9 protein-coding genes are annotated in these 14,280 nt (G+C 70.1%); 6 read left to right on the forward strand and 3 right to left on the reverse strand.

All coding sequences use genetic code 11. The features are described 5' to 3' along the window. Positions 1-100 precede the first annotated feature (100 nt). The 4 genes from GGR66_RS03010 to GGR66_RS03025 all read left to right on the forward strand — a co-directional run bounded on the left by GGR66_RS03010 (position 101) and on the right by GGR66_RS03025 (position 3,399). A complete protein-coding gene (locus tag GGR66_RS03010) occupies positions 101-922 on the forward strand; it encodes a c-type cytochrome (RefSeq protein WP_160966848.1) in 822 nt (273 codons plus the stop codon). A gap of 85 nt (positions 923-1,007) precedes the next feature. Continuing rightward, on the forward strand, positions 1,008-1,649 hold the full coding sequence (locus GGR66_RS03015) for a thiol:disulfide interchange protein DsbA/DsbL (RefSeq protein ID WP_184447154.1): 642 nt from the start codon (positions 1,008-1,010) through the stop codon (positions 1,647-1,649). A gap of 105 nt (positions 1,650-1,754) precedes the next feature. Continuing rightward, positions 1,755-2,606 (forward strand): thiol:disulfide interchange protein DsbA/DsbL, encoded by an 852-nt coding sequence (locus GGR66_RS03020; protein WP_184447155.1) that lies wholly within the window; start codon positions 1,755-1,757, stop codon positions 2,604-2,606. Between the two features lie 25 nt (positions 2,607-2,631). Then, on the forward strand, positions 2,632-3,399 hold the full coding sequence (locus tag GGR66_RS03025; protein WP_152237554.1) for an endonuclease/exonuclease/phosphatase family protein: 768 nt from the start codon (positions 2,632-2,634) through the stop codon (positions 3,397-3,399). Between the two features lie 171 nt (positions 3,400-3,570). On the opposite strand, the gene GGR66_RS03030 is transcribed toward GGR66_RS03025, so the two are convergent. Beyond that, the gene (locus GGR66_RS03030) at positions 3,571-6,459 is read right to left on the reverse strand and encodes a TonB-dependent receptor (RefSeq protein WP_184447156.1); all 2,889 of its coding nucleotides are present in this window, start codon (positions 6,457-6,459) and stop codon (positions 3,571-3,573) included. A gap of 727 nt (positions 6,460-7,186) precedes the next feature. On the opposite strand from GGR66_RS03030, the gene GGR66_RS03035 reads away from it, so the two are divergent. Both GGR66_RS03035 and GGR66_RS03040 read left to right on the forward strand, forming a co-directional pair. Next, positions 7,187-9,139, forward strand: a complete 1,953-nt coding sequence (locus GGR66_RS03035) for a transglycosylase SLT domain-containing protein (protein WP_184447157.1) — start codon at positions 7,187-7,189, stop codon at positions 9,137-9,139. 129 nt (positions 9,140-9,268) lie between these two features. After that, positions 9,269-10,504, forward strand: a complete 1,236-nt coding sequence (locus tag GGR66_RS03040; RefSeq protein ID WP_184447158.1) for a multifunctional CCA addition/repair protein — start codon at positions 9,269-9,271, stop codon at positions 10,502-10,504. A 178-nt stretch (positions 10,505-10,682) separates the two neighbouring features. On the opposite strand, the gene GGR66_RS03045 is transcribed toward GGR66_RS03040, so the two are convergent. Both GGR66_RS03045 and GGR66_RS03050 read right to left on the reverse strand, forming a co-directional pair. Further along, on the reverse strand, positions 10,683-11,948 hold the full coding sequence (locus GGR66_RS03045) for a M23 family metallopeptidase (protein ID WP_184447159.1): 1,266 nt from the start codon (positions 11,946-11,948) through the stop codon (positions 10,683-10,685). Positions 11,949-12,260: 312 nt separating this feature from the next. Further along, complete coding sequence (locus tag GGR66_RS03050) at positions 12,261-14,171, reverse strand: hypothetical protein (RefSeq protein WP_184447160.1); 1,911 nt, start codon at positions 14,169-14,171, stop codon at positions 12,261-12,263. Positions 14,172-14,280: the final 109 nt, after the last annotated feature.

Here is a 14,280-nt window from a genome sequence, read left to right on the forward strand (position 1 = left end):
GGCGGGCTTCGTTGACCGCCGGGCCGCAGCATGCCGATAATCGCGCGAGTGCGGTCGCCGTCCGGCAGCCGCGGGGTCGGGTCATACGGAGCTTCAGCTAATGCGCCACGCTCGCGTTCTTGCCTTTGCCGGTCTAGCGGTTTCCGTCGCCGCCGCGGTCGCGTTCGCGCAGACCTCGGTGGTTCCCATTCCCGACCACGCCCCGGTGCGCACCACGCCGCTGGAGGGCGACATCGGCAAGGCCGCCTGGGGCGACCCCAAGGCCGGCCAGGCCAAGGCCGCGGCCTGCGCCGCCTGCCATGGCGCCGACGGCAATCCCGCCATCGCCATGTATCCGCGCATCGCCGGCCAGGTGGAGCGCTACAGCGCGCGGCAGATGGCGCTGATCGCCCACGGCGAGCGCACCAGCGGCGCGGTCGCGGCGATGGTGCCGTTCGTGCAGCCGCTGAGCGCGCAGGACATGCGCGACATCGGCGCCTACTTCGCCACGCAGAAGGCCGGTGCCGGCATCGCCGACGACGCGGTGATCGCCGACGGCCCATACGCGGGCATGAAGTTCTACGAGGTCGGCCAGCAGTTGTATCGCGGCGGCGACGCGACCCGCGGCATCCCCGCCTGCATGGCCTGCCACGGCCCCGCCGGCGCCGGCAACCCGGGGCCGGCCTACCCGCACCTGGGCGGCCAGCACGCCGATTACGTGGCGCGGCGCCTGCAGGAATACCAGGCCGGCACCACCCAGGAGCGCGACCCGACGATGTTCAAAATCATGGCGCAGGTGGCCAAGCCGCTGACCGACCAGGAGATCAAGGCGCTGGGCAGCTATCTGCAGGGCCTGCACGACCGCGCCGACGACGCGGCCGCCGCGCAGGCGGCGCCGGCCACGGCAACGCCACAACAGCCGGCGCCCGCGCAACAATCCTGACCGTGCGCCGCTGCGGCGGCGCCGGCCCGTTCCCCCTTCGCGCCGGTCCAGACGACCGGCGTTCGTTTTTGCCATTGGAGATCGCATGAACCGTTTGCCCCGCCTGCTGTTGTGCCTGCTCGCCCTGCTGCCGTTGAGCGCCTGCGCGCAACCCAAGTCCGCGACCGCGGTGGAAGGCGAGGACTACACGCTGATCGCCGATCCCAAGCCGTTCGCGCCGCTGGCCGGCAAGATCGAGGTGGTGGAAGTGTTCGGCTACACCTGCCCGCACTGCGCGCACTTCGAGCCACTGCTGGAGGAATGGGCCGGCAAGCAGGCCAAGGACGTGCGCCTGACCCTGGTGCCGGCGGCGTTCGGCGGTTACTGGGACAGCTTCGCCGCCGCCTTCTATGCCGCACAGCAACTGGGCGTGCAGAGCCGCAGCCACCGCGCCATGTTCGAGGCCATCCACGACAAGCGCAGCGTGCCGGTGCAGAACGTGGCGCCGGAGGAACTGGCCGCGTTCTACGCCGGCTTCGGGGTCAAGCCGCAGGCCTTCATCGCTGCCTACCAGAGCCCGCAGGTCGCCGCGCAGGTGAAGAACGCACGCGATTTCGCCGTGCGCGCGGACATCTCCGGCACCCCGGCGCTAATCGTCAACGGCAAGTACTTGGTCAAGGGCAAGAACTTCGAGGACATGCTGCGCATCGCCGACGCGCTGATCGCCCGCGAGCGCGCAGGCAAGTAATCGGCGCACGGCGCTTCATCCGCGCCATGGCATCATGACGGGGTGGCCGGACCGCGCTTGCGGCGCGTCCGGCATTTTTCCCCCATCCTGCTGGAGATGTCGCCGATGAAGACCCGCTTCGCCCTGACCCTGATGGCCCTGCTGCCGATCCTGGTGGCATGCAAGGCCCAGGACGGCACTGCCGACGCCGTCGCCCCTGCCTCTGGCACCGCCGCGACCCCGGCGGCCGCGCCCGCCGCCGGCAACGACGCTGCCGCTGCGCCCGCCGAGACGCCGGCCGCTCCCGCGGCCACCAGCGCCGATGCCGCCGCGCAGCCCGCCGCCGAAGGCGACAGCGCCGCCCCGGCCAAGCCGGTCGCGGCCAAGACCCCGAACGGTCCGGAGCCGGTCGCCGGCACCGACTATGTCGACATCGCGGGCGGCCAGCCGTTCCAGCCGACCAACGGCAAGATCGAGGTGGCCGAGGTGTTCGGCTACGTCTGCCCGGCCTGTGCGCGCTTCCAGCCGCTGATCGGCCCGTGGAAGGCCGGCCTGCCGTCCGACGTGCGCTTCGTCTACGTGCCGGCGATGTTCGGCGGCACCTGGGACGACTACGCCCGCGCGTTCTACGCCGCCGAGGCGCTGGGCGTGCAGGAGAAGACCCACGATGCGCTGTACAAGGCGATCCACGTCGACCAGACCCTGAAGGGCGAGCGCGGCCGCGACTCGGTGCAGGACATCGCCAACTTCTACGCCAAGTACGGCGTGGACCCGAAGCAGTTCGCCGACACCATGGGCAGCTTCGCGGTGGCCACCAAGACCAACCGCGCCAAGCAGTTCGCCACCCGCAGCGGCATCAGCGGCACGCCGTCGCTGATCATCAACGGCAAGTACCTGGTCAAGGGCAAGAGCTACGACGACATGCTGCGCATCGCCGATCACCTGATCGCGCGCGAACGCGCGGCGATGGCCAAGTAAGCCGTCCGCCCCGGGCCGCACCGCCGTGACCGCTCCCGCCACCCGCACCCTGCGCGTGCTCACCGCCAACATCCAGGCCGGTTCCAGCACGCGCCGCTACAGTGACTACGTGACCCGCAGCTGGTCGCATGCGCTGCCGGCCGGGCGCAAGCGCAGCAGCCTGGACGCGATCGCGCAGCTGGCCAGCGACCACGACATCGTCGGCCTGCAGGAGGCCGATCCCGGCAGCCTGCGCTCGGGCTTCACCAACCAGACCCACTACCTGGCCGAGCGCGCCGGCTTCAACTACTGGAGCCACCAGCCGAACCGGCGCGTGGGCGGCGTGGCCTCCAGCGCCAACGGCCTGCTCAGCCGGCTGGAGCCGGTGGAAGTGCAGGACCACGCCCTGCCCGGCCGGCTCGGCGGGCGCGGCGTGCTGCTGGCCAAGTTCGGCAACGGCGCCGAAGGCCTGGCGGTGGCGGTGGCGCACCTGTCGCTGGGCGCCAACTCGCGCGCGGCGCAGTTGGCCTTCATCGCCGAACTGCTGTCCGATCATCCCAACGTGGTGCTGATGGGCGACTTCAACTGCGTCGCCGATCGCCCGGAAATGCAGTTCCTCTACCAGCGCACCCGGCTGCAACCGCCGGGCTGTGTGGTCCCGACCTTCCCGAGCTGGCGCCCGCAGCGCGCCATCGACCACATCCTGGTCAGCGACGGCCTGCGCTGCAATGCGCAGCGTGCGGTGCCCGCCGCCTTCTCCGACCACCTGGCCGTGGCCACCGAGATCGAAGTGCCGCAGCACTTGTTGCGCTGAGGCGGCGACACCGGTTCTTGCACCACGCGTAGGAGCGGCTTTAGCCGCGACGGGCGTTCCCAGGGAACATCCGTCGCGGCTCCTACAGCATCAAGGTTGCTTCGCCCCCGCATCAGCCGCGCCCTGCGAGAGCGAACGCTCGCTCTCGCAGGGTGCCATCGCGGGCAGCGCCTAGAACTTCAGATCCGCGCGCACGTACAGGTAGCGTCCACCGGGAATGCCGTAGGTGGAGGCGTCGTAGCCGTTGAGCGAGCACGACAGGCAGATCGGCGGGTCCTTGTCGAAGACGTTGTTGACGCCGCCGCTGAGGGTCAGGCCCTTGAGCCAGTCGAAGCGATAGCCGACCTGCAGGTCGTGGTAGGTGATCGCGTCCAGCGTGTTGGTGCCGGCCACCGGATTGCTGCACACCGGGAACGCGACCGCGTCGCCGCACTGTTCGGTCAGCTCGGAGATGTGCCGCAGCGTCCACGACGCATTCCAGCGGCCGCGCGACCAGTCCAGGCTCAGGTTGCTGGTCCACTCGGGAATGGAGCTGTCCACCACTTCCACGCCCGGGCGCTGCGGCTGCACCTGGCCGGCCGCGCCGGTGGCGACGTAGCGGGTGACGAAGGTGTTCTGCCAGCCGATCTTGAAGCGGCCGGCGGCGGTCTCCGGCGAGTTCCAGAACAGGTCCACGTCCCAGCCGTCGGTCTTGATCGAGCCGAGGTTGGTGAGCCGATTGTTGAAGCCGTTGATGCCGCCGGTGGAGGCGCGGGTGATGCCGTCGCAATAGGTGGGCGAGAGCGTATCCACGCACAGGTCGAGCTGGGTCTGCGCGTTGATCGCCTGGATCGCGCCGTCGATGTCGTGGCGGTAGAAGGTCACCTCCACATCGAAGCGGTCCGACCACGGCACGTTGCTGGCGAACCACGGGCTCCAGACGAAGCCGGCGCTGAAGCTGCGCGCCTTTTCCGGTTCCAGCGCGCGATTGCCGCCGGTGGTCACCGAGATCTGCGAATTGGCCTGCTGGTAGCCGGCCGGCGCGCCGAGCGCGGCGCAGTTGCTGGCGCTGCCGCGCGGCGCGGTGCCGCCCAGGCCGATCGAGCACGGGTCGGACAGGGTCAGGTCGGCGCGCGCGGCCGAGCCGTACAGTTCGCCGATGCTGGGCGCGCGGAAGCCTTCGGCATAGCTGGCGCGCAGCACGAAGTCCGGTGCCACCTGCCAGCGCAGGCCGTACTTCGGGGTGAACTTGCCGCCGAAGGTGGAGTAGTCGGAATAGCGGCCGGCCAGGCTCAGGTCGAGTTTGTCGCCCAGCGGCGAGTCGGCGAAGATCGGCACGCTCAGTTCGAGGTAGGCCTCCTTGACGTCGTAGCTGCCCTGCGTCGGCAGCGACGGCACGCCGTTGTAGTGGCCGATCACGGTCAGCGGATCGGGGCGATAGAAGCCCTCGTACTTGCGGTACTCGATACCGGTGGCGAAGGACACCGCGCCGGCCGGCAGCCGGAACAGGTCGCTGCTGAGGTTGGCGGTGAACTGGGTCAGCTCGTTCTGGCTGCGGTCGTGCACCACCGGCTGGATCCAGCGCAGCATGTCCGGGGTGATGCTGCCGGCGCCGCCGAAGATGTTCAGCGGCACGCAGCCGGCCACCGCCGCGCACGCCGCCGGATCGCCCAGCGCCAGGTTGATGTTGTAGATGTTGTAGCTGCCGTAGTTGGTCTGCTCGGCCTTGTTCTTGCTGTAGGCGCCGTTGACGTCCCAGAACCAGGTGCGGTCGGCGCTCTCGAAGCTGCCGATGAAGCCGGTGCCGACGTACTGGGTGTCCACGCGCTGCTCGAACACGCGCGCGCCGCCTTCCACCGGGCGGCGCCCGATCATGATCAGGTTGCTGCCCGAATCCAGCGCGAAGCCGAACGGGTTGTACGGGTTGGCGGCGGAGATGACGATGTTGTCGGCCAGCGGATTGCCGGTGCCGGCATCGGGGCCGAGGAAGATCGGCTCCGGCGCGGCCTGGTTGGTCGATTCGCGGCGGTTGCCGAGCAGCTTTAGGTACCACTGCACATCGTCGTTGAAGAAGAAGCGGAACTGGCCGAACACGCCCTTGCGCTCGGACGGCGTCAGCAGCAGGTTGGACGCGGCGAAGTTGTAGCGGTCGGCGGTGGTGAAGCAGTGGTAGTCGTCGCTGCGGCTGCAGCCGCCGGCGCCGTCGTAGCGGGGCGTGCCCACGCCACTGTTCGGGGTCAGGTTCTGCTCGGCGCCGGTGTTGGGGTCGACGAAGATGAAGCGCCCGTCCGGCGTAGCCGAGCTGCCGAAGCTCAGGCCGGTGCCGGGAATCGGATACAGCGACTGCGCGCGGTCGCGCGCGTAGATCGGATCCTGCTTGGTGTAGCTGGCGCCGAGGAACAGGCTGGTGCGCTCGGTGCTGTGGCCCCAGGCCAGGTCCACGCCCTTGCTGGCGCCGTCGCCCTTGTCGTACTCGCCGTAGTTCAGCGTGACCTGGCCGCCTTCGAAATTGCGCCGGGTGATGATGTTGACCACGCCGGCGATGGCGTCGGAGCCGTACAGCGAGGAGGCGCCGTCCTCCAGCACCTCGACGCGTTCGACGATGGCCAGCGGGATGGTGTTGAGGTCGGTGGCCGCGCCCACGCCCGAGGCGGAGGACTCGTTGACCCAGCGCATGCCGTCGACCAGCACCAGCACGCGCTTGGCGCCCAGGTGGCGCAGATCCACCTGCGCCGAGCCGGCGCCGACGCCGCTGCCGTCCGGCGGGAAGCCGAAATTGCCGGAGGAATTGAACTTGGCGTTCAAGGCCGAGCCGGAGGCGGTGAGTTCCTGCAGCACATCGCCGATGGAGGTGAGGCCGGTGCGTTCGATGTCGGCGCGGCTCAGCGTCTGCACCGGCACCTGGCCCTCGACTTCGGCGCGGCGGATGCGGGTGCCGGTGACCTGCACGCTGTCCAGGGTCGTGGCATTGCCGGGAGCGGCCGGGGGCGTCTGTTGCTGGGCGCCGGCGATGGCGGGGACACCGCCGAGCAGGGCCAGGGAAACCGCGAAGACCAAAGGATGGCGGTGCAGGAAATTCATCCGTCTCTCTCTCCAGAAAGGATGTGGGTCGGCCGCTGCGACCCCCTGCACCGCGACGGCGTGGAATTCTTTGTAAACAAATCGTAAACGGCCTGCAAGCATCCGGCGGGCAAAGCGCGGGCGATCGCGACGACTGGTCGATCTGGTAGACACGGGGGTGCGAGATGTCGTCAATCGGCGACGCAATGCCGAAGCCCCTCTCCCCTCGGGAGAGGGGTTGGGGTGAGGGTACGGAGGCGCAGCGCCCGCGCCGATTTGGCGACACGAGGCTTCGCCCAGACCCTCATCCGCCCCTGCGGGGCACTTCCCCCGAACAGGGGGCCATGGTCCCGGAGGGAGAAGGGAGAAGCCGAAGCCCCTCTCCCCTCGGGAGAGGGGTTGGGGTGAGGGTCCGGCACGCGAAGCGCCCGCGCCGATCTCGCGACACGAGGCTTCGCCCAGACCCTCATCCGCCCCTGCGGGGCACCTTCCCCCGAAAAGGGGGCCATGGTCCCGGAGGGAGAAGGGAGAAGGGAGAAGGCAGAAGCCCCTCTCCCACCGGGAGAGGGGTTGGGGTGAGGGTCCGGCGCGCGAAGCGCCCACGCCGATTCGGTGCATCCAGTGCGATCGCCGGCGCGCCGGGACGACGCGGAACGACAGCGCCGCAGCCGCGATGCCGGAACGTACCACTGCGTGCGCCCTCGCCCGATGGCACGGCGATTCATCGGCGTTCGGTATAGTCCCGCGCATGATCCTGCGCACGTCTCTCCTGCTGTTCGCCGCCGCGTTGTGCGGCCCCGTTTCCGCCCTCGCCCAGTCCCTGGACGCGCAACGCCCGGCGATCCGCTCGGCGATCGACGATGCCGAGCAAGGCCGTTTCGATCCGGTCCGCGCGGCCGCGTTCAAGCAGCATCCGCTGTACGGCTGGCTGGAGTACGCCAACCTGCGCCGCAACATCGACAAGGTGTCCGATGCGCAGGCGCAGGACTTCCTCAAGCGCTATGCCGGGCAGCCGGTGGCCGAAAGCTTCCGTGCGCTGTGGCTGCCGGCGCTGGCGCGGCGCGAGGACTGGCCGGCGCTGCTGGCGAACTGGAAACCCACCGAGAACCTCGGCCTGCGCTGCGCCCAGCTCAACGCGCGCCAGGCCACCGGCCGCGCCGACGCGCAGTGGGTGGACGAAGCGCAGGCGTTGTGGCGCAACGCCGGCAAGTCGCTGCCCGACGCCTGCGATCCGGTGTTTGCGGTGCTGCAGGCGCGCGGCGGCATGACCGATGCGTTGCGCTGGGCGCGCGTGGAAGCGGCCGCGGACGCACAACAACCGGCGGTGATGCGCGCCGCCGCACGCGGCCTGCCCGCGGCCGACCTGGCCCTGGCCAACGACTACGCCGCGTTCCTGGACGCGGTGCATGCCCGCGCGCTGAGCTGGCCCAAGACCGAGCGCAGCCGCAAGGTGGCGGTGGACGGGTTGGAGAAGCTGGCCAAGGCCGATCCCGACGCGGCCGAGCGACAACTGCCGCAGTTCGCCCAGGCGCTGCAGTTCAGCGAGGCGCAGCGCAGCGCGGTGCTGTACCAGATCGCGCTGTGGACGGTGGCCTCGTACGGCCCCGATTCGGCGCGCCGGCTCAACGCCGTGCCCGAGTCCGCCTACGACGAACGCCTGCACGAGTGGCGCGCGCGCGAGGCGATGGCGCGCGGCGACTGGCCGGCGGCGCTGGCCGCGATCCGCAAGATGCCGCCGACGCAGCGCAGCGATTCGCGCTGGCAATACTTCGAGGCGCGGCTGGCGGAGAAGACCGGCAATGCCAGCGAGGCGCAGCGGCTGTACCGCGAGGCTGCCACCTCCGCCACCTTCCACGGCTTTCTGGCCGCCGACCGGCTCAAGCAACCGTACGCGCTGTGCCCGTGGGAACCGAACGACAGCGCACAGGCGCAGGCGGCGGTGGAACGCGATCCGGCGCTGATCCGCGCGCTGGAGCTGTTCAAGATCGACCGCGCCGGCTGGGCGGTGGCCGAGTGGAACGATGCGCTGAGCCGCTTCGACGACACCCAGCGGCGCCTGGCGGTGGAAGTGGCCAGCGCCAACGGCTGGTTCGACCGCGCGGTGTTCTCGCTGGGCAAGCGCCCGGAGGAACAGCGTCTGTACACGCTGCGCTTCCCGCTGCACCACGATGCCACCATTCGCCGCGAAGCCGGCAAGAACGCCATCGATCCGGCCTGGGTGGCCGCCGAGATCCGCGCCGAGAGCGTGTTCAATCCGAACGCGCGCTCGCCGGCCAATGCGATGGGCCTGATGCAGGTGGTGCCGGCCACCGGCGCCAGCGTCGCCCGCAACCTCGGCCTGGCCGGCTACGGCGGCGCCGCCAGCCTGTACGACCCGGACACCAACATCGCCATCGGCACCGCCTACCTGCGCCAATTGCTCAACACCTACGGCCTGCCTTACCTGACCATCGCCGCCTACAACGCCGGCCCCGGCCCGGCCGCACGCTGGCAGAGCCAGCGCCCGGGCCACGATGCCGACTTCTGGATCGAGACGGTCAGCTACAAGGAAACCCGCGAGTACGTGGCGCGCGTCCTGGCCTTCAGCGTGATCTACGACTGGCGCCTCAACGGCGACGCCCTGCCGCTCAGCGACCGCATGCTCGGCAAGCTGGATGCGCCGCGCAAGAAGTTTGTGTGTGAGGCGGGGAATCGGGATTAGGGAGTCGGGATTGGCAACAGCGCAGCGCATCCGCATGCAGGTAGCATCCGCCGGAATAGGCCAGGGCAGCGTCCGTTCGCACGACGCCGCCCTGACCAATCCCCAATCCCCACTCCCGAATCCCCGCCCATGAACACCTACCTCGTCGGCGGCGCCGTCCGCGACGCCCTGCTTGGGCAGCCGCCCGGCGATCGCGACTGGGTGGTGGTCGGCGCCACACCGCAGCAGATGCTCGACCTGGGCTACAAACAGGTCGGGCGCGATTTCCCGGTGTTCCTGCATCCACACAGCGGCGAGGAATACGCGCTGGCGCGCACCGAGCGCAAGTCGGGGCGTGGCTACCACGGCTTCGTGGTCGATGCCGATCCGTCGGTGACGCTGGAGGAAGACCTGCAGCGCCGCGACTTCACCATCAACGCGATCGCCCGCGACGAGGACAGTGGCGCGCTGGTCGATCCCTACGGCGGCGCGCGCGACATCGAACGCCGCGTGCTGCGCCACATCGGCCCGGCGTTCGGCGAAGACCCGCTGCGCGTACTGCGCGCGGCGCGCTTCATGGCACGACTGGCCCCGCTCGGCTTCAGCGTGGCGCCGGAAACCATGGCCTTGATGCGCGAGATGGCGGCCAGTGGCGAACTGGACACGCTGGTGCCCGAGCGCGTATGGCAGGAACTGCGCAGCAGCCTCGCCTCGGCGCAACCGTCGGCGTTCCTGCGCACCCTGTACGACGCGGGCGCGCTGCGCAGCGTGCTACCTGAGCTGGACGCGCTGTACGGCGTGCCGCAGCGCGCCGAATACCACCCCGAGATCGACACCGGCCGCCACCAGGAACTGGTCAGCGACATGGCCGCGCGACTGGCGCCGGGCGATGCGCTGATCGGCTTCGCTGCGCTGACCCACGACCTGGGCAAGGCGCTGACGCCACCGGAGGAATGGCCGCGCCACCTGATGCACGAGCAACGCGGCCTGGCGCCGCTGCGCGCGCTGTGCGAACGCCTGAAGGTGCCGCAGGAGCACCGGCAACTGGCCGAGATCGCCTGTCGCGAGCATCTGAACGTGCATCGCCTGGACGAGCTGCGCGACCGCACCGTGCACGAACTGCTGCAGCGCTGCGACGGCTTTCGCAAGCCCGAACGCATCGCGCAGCTGGCAACGGTGTGCGAGGCCGACAAACGCGGCCGCCTCGGCAGCGAGGATGCCGACTACCCGCAGGGCCGCACGTTGCAGCGCCTGCACGCAGCGGCCCTGGCGGTCAACGCCCGCGACCTGGCCGCGCAAGGCCTGAGCGGCCCGCAGATCGGCGAGGCACTGGCCAAGGCGCGGATCGCGGCGATCGCCGCGGCGCGTCGCGCATCCGCAGATTGACGCGGCCGAGCCTTGCGCCGCATGCCGTTCCGCAGGTACGGCGCGGTTTTCGCCTGATGAACGGCGGTTCGAAGCGGCTGCGGGGATGCGAAGCGCAGCGTTTGCATCGGCTGACCGAGCGCGGCTCCGCTCACCTCGACCACTGCGGCTGTTCCAGGCCGCGGGCCTCTGCCCTTGGTCAACGGCCCAGCCCTGACTGACCGGGAAACTGGATCACCACGTCGTTGAGCGGCAGCTGCGACCGGCGATCTTCGATGGGCGAGGCGTGCCATGGCTCGCCCTGCCCAAACAGCTGGGCTTCGGATTCGGTGCCGAGATAGCCGAAGCGCTCGAACGCGTAAGGCACGCCTTCGGAACCTTCGAACGCGACGGCATTGGACAGCTGAAAGTGCAGATGCGGCGCCGCGGAATTGCCGGACTGTCCCAACTGCGCAAGCACTTGTCCCCGCTGCACCCGCTCGCCCGCTTTCACCTTGAGGCTGCCCCGGCGCAGATGCGCATAGCTTGCGAACGTGCCAGGTGCGATTTCCAGCACCACGTAGTTGCCGAACAGGCCGTCACTGGTGAGCGAGGCGGGTTCCGGTTGCGCACTGAGCGGCTGGTGTTCGGCCTCGCCATCGCGCGCGCTGCGCACGACGCCGTCGGCCACGGCAAGCACGTCCGCGCCGTAGCCGATCCAGTCGGCGTAGCTGGATCTGTGGATGTCCTTCACGCCGGCTCTCAGCACGTGCCCGGCATCGTCGACACCCACCAGATCCAGGGCGTAGCGCTGCGGAATGGTCAGTTGCCCGTTCACCGCCACCAGGCTGCCCCAATGGTGCGACTGGGCGGCACCGGGGCCTTCGTGGGCCAACCAGCGGCCGCCGCGCAACGGCGCGCCGATGACCATGGGCTGCGCATCGCCGACCTGGACGGTGGCGCCGTCGAGCATGCTGCTCGCATGGGCGTCCGCGGTGAAGTGGATGCGGTGACGCAAGCGGTGCGGCACCGACACCCCCGCCGGCAGGGTCAACCAGACGAAGAACACCGCGCGCTTGCCGGGGAGGATCGCCACCGGCTCCTGCGCCGCCGGCGCAGGCTTCACCACGTGCGACAGTTGCTTCGCATCCAGTGCCAGCAGGGGCGTGGCCGCATCGTCACCGAACACGTCCAGCCCCTGCGGCGCCAGCGCGCCGGAATCGCCATAGAAATTGGTGACGTGCAGCTCATAGGCCAGATGCGTGCGTCCGTCGCTGCCGGTGAACGCAGCGGGCGCGAACGGGACGCGCGCTTCCACCGGCGCCAAGGCGTCCTCGGCACGGGCGGCGGAAATGCCGGCGATTCCTGCAAGCAGGAGCACCAGTGCAGCGCTGCGAGTCATTCGATGCACACTCCTGGCAGATGCATGGAGCGCGGCGAGGACCGTGCGTCCCTGCGCCATCGCTGCGTGGAAACCGATGGCCAAGCTTGCCGATGACCCAGGCCGGCCGCAAGGTGTCCTTCGGCATGCCTCCCCAAAGCGGGACGGCACCCGCTCCACGCCACGCAGTGCTTGCACCTGCACCATGCAGCAGCAGCTTCTGCGAGGACTCGCTCGCGCTGCCACTCCCACGAGTGCGCTTCCCGGAGCGAGCAGAGGCGCCTTGGCGCCCCGACCCGCTGGCCATCACCGCCGCCGCAGCCGACATCGCACATCCGGATGACCGGCGCATCGCCGGAAAACGCGGCAACGGCAACTTCGCTGCCGTCGATCGGCGCACCGCCGGCCCAACGACCGCTACGGCACCTGGATCGCCTCTCCGCTGGCCACGACCACCGTGGCGATCTGCGACGCGGCATCGCGGCTGTCCACATCGGCCAGCGTCCCCAACAGCGTGCTGTTTTCCCGCATCTCCAGGGCATCCCGGTAGCGCGCGCTGGCCACATCGACCAGTTGCAGGCCGAGCTCGCTGGTACGCAGCGCTGCCGCATCCAGCACACCGTCCAGCAACTGCGCGCCCTGCAGGGCGATGCGCGCCGCGCGCGCGTTGGCGGTATCGCCCAGGTCGACGAAGCCGGTGAATCCCTCCAGCGTGCCCGCCGCGTCGATCACCTCATCCATCAACTCGCCATACACGAGCGACACGCGCTGGGCCGACGCCGACAGCGCGCCGCCGGCGTTCGCGCTGCGCCGCACGCGCAGTTCGGCGCTGGCATCGCGCGCGTCGACCAGGTCCAGCAGTTCGTCGACCAGTTCGCCCTCGACGATGTCCAGCGCCTGGACCCGTGCGTTGCCGGCATCGGTCATGTCCAGGCGCAGGTCCGCCTGCGCGAGCAGGCCCTGCAGGTCGAGTGCTTCGTCGATCAGTTCGCCATGGGCGATGGTCAGGGCGTCGCCGGTGACGTTACCGCTGTCCGCGAACGCGATGGTGAGCGTACCGCCGTCGAAGGAGGCGGCATCGATCGCCTCGTCGATCAATTCGCCCTCCTCGATCCGCGCCGTCACCGCATCCAGATTGCCGGCAGCCTCGAACCGCACCGCCAAGGCCGCGTCCTGCACCGCACCGACGTCGATCGCTTCGTCGATCAGCTCCCCGTCGACGATCCGCGCATCGGCGGCGACGGCGTTGCCGCTGCGCAGCAGCGTCACCGCCACGTCCGAGGCGAGCAGATCGGACGCATCCAGCGGCTCGTCGATCAGCCCACCATCGTGGATGCGCAATGTGCCGGCGAGAATCGCGCTGCCGGCATCGGTCAGGCGCAGGTCGATCGTCGCGCTCTCCACGCGCTCGGCGTCGACCAGTTCGTCGATCAGCACCGCATCCTGGATCTCCAGCGCGCGCGCGTCGACATTGGCGGTGTTGCCCAGCGCGATCGCGATCTGCCCACCCAGCCACGGCCCGGCTTGTAGTACCTCGTCCAGCAACTGGCCGGCGAACAGACGCACCTCGTCCGCCGCCACGTTGGCCACGTCGTCGGCCTGCACGGCGACGCGGCTGTCACGCAGCGGATGCGCGACCAGCGCGCCCTGCAGGCGGCCGCCGCCGACCGTCAGTGTGCCGCGGCCACCGCGGACCCGATCGCTGCGCTCCACCGCGACCTCGAGGCAAGCCGCATCGGCGGCCACGGCCGACGCATCGCGCGGCGCGATCAACCGTTCGCTCAGGCTGCCGCCGCCCAGATGCAGATGGCTCTGCGCTGTCTGCAGACTGACGTTGGCCGAATCACGCAGGCGCAGGTCGATGCGCGCACCGGCCGCGATGGGGCCGTCGATCAGCGTGCCGATCAGCGCGGCCTGCACCGGCCCCACCGGCGCGCGCAGCGTGCCATCGGCGGCGAGCGTGTCCTCGCCCAGGGTCAGGCGCCCGTCCAGCGCCACATTGGCGCTGTCCTGCACCAGGATCGCCAGCGTGGCGTCCGCGCCGACGCTATGGACCAGCGTCGGCAACAGCGATGGCTGTGCCAGCCAATGCGCATCCTGCACGGTCTGGTTGGCCTGTCCGCAGATCGCGATGGCCAGGGCCTGCCCTGCCGGCACGTCGAGCGGCTCGGCGAACGCGTAGGGCTGCCAAGGGCCGGCATTGCGGGCGACGAAGCGCCCGACCGCGGTCGGGCCGGCGCAGACCACCGGCAACGCCGGCCGCCGGCACGCTGCCGGTGTCGTCGCGGCCCAGGCCGGCCAGACCGCGGCCCACAGCAGCAGCGCCAACCCGGCTCCGCTGCTGCCAGCACCGAACGGAGTCGGCCCGTTCCTGTGCGAGTGCCGATGCAGCAACTGGCGTGCGCCACGCGGCACGTCGGCGACAGTTCCCCTCCAG

Source organism: Xanthomonas sp. 3498 (genome assembly GCF_014199795.1).
GTDB classification, from domain to species: Bacteria; Pseudomonadota; Gammaproteobacteria; order Xanthomonadales; family Xanthomonadaceae; genus Xanthomonas_A; species Xanthomonas_A rydalmerensis.

Coding starts and splice junctions, on each gene's coding strand:
- GGR66_RS03010 (WP_160966848.1), top strand. CDS start 101: ATGCGCCACGCTCGCGTTCTTGCCTTTGCCGGTCTAGCGGTTTCCGTC.
- GGR66_RS03035 (WP_184447157.1), top strand. CDS start 7,187: ATGATCCTGCGCACGTCTCTCCTGCTGTTCGCCGCCGCGTTGTGCGGC.
- GGR66_RS03030 (WP_184447156.1), bottom strand. CDS start 6,459: ATGAATTTCCTGCACCGCCATCCTTTGGTCTTCGCGGTTTCCCTGGCC.
- GGR66_RS03020 (WP_184447155.1), top strand. CDS start 1,755: ATGAAGACCCGCTTCGCCCTGACCCTGATGGCCCTGCTGCCGATCCTG.
- GGR66_RS03040 (WP_184447158.1), top strand. CDS start 9,269: ATGAACACCTACCTCGTCGGCGGCGCCGTCCGCGACGCCCTGCTTGGG.
- GGR66_RS03015 (WP_184447154.1), top strand. CDS start 1,008: ATGAACCGTTTGCCCCGCCTGCTGTTGTGCCTGCTCGCCCTGCTGCCG.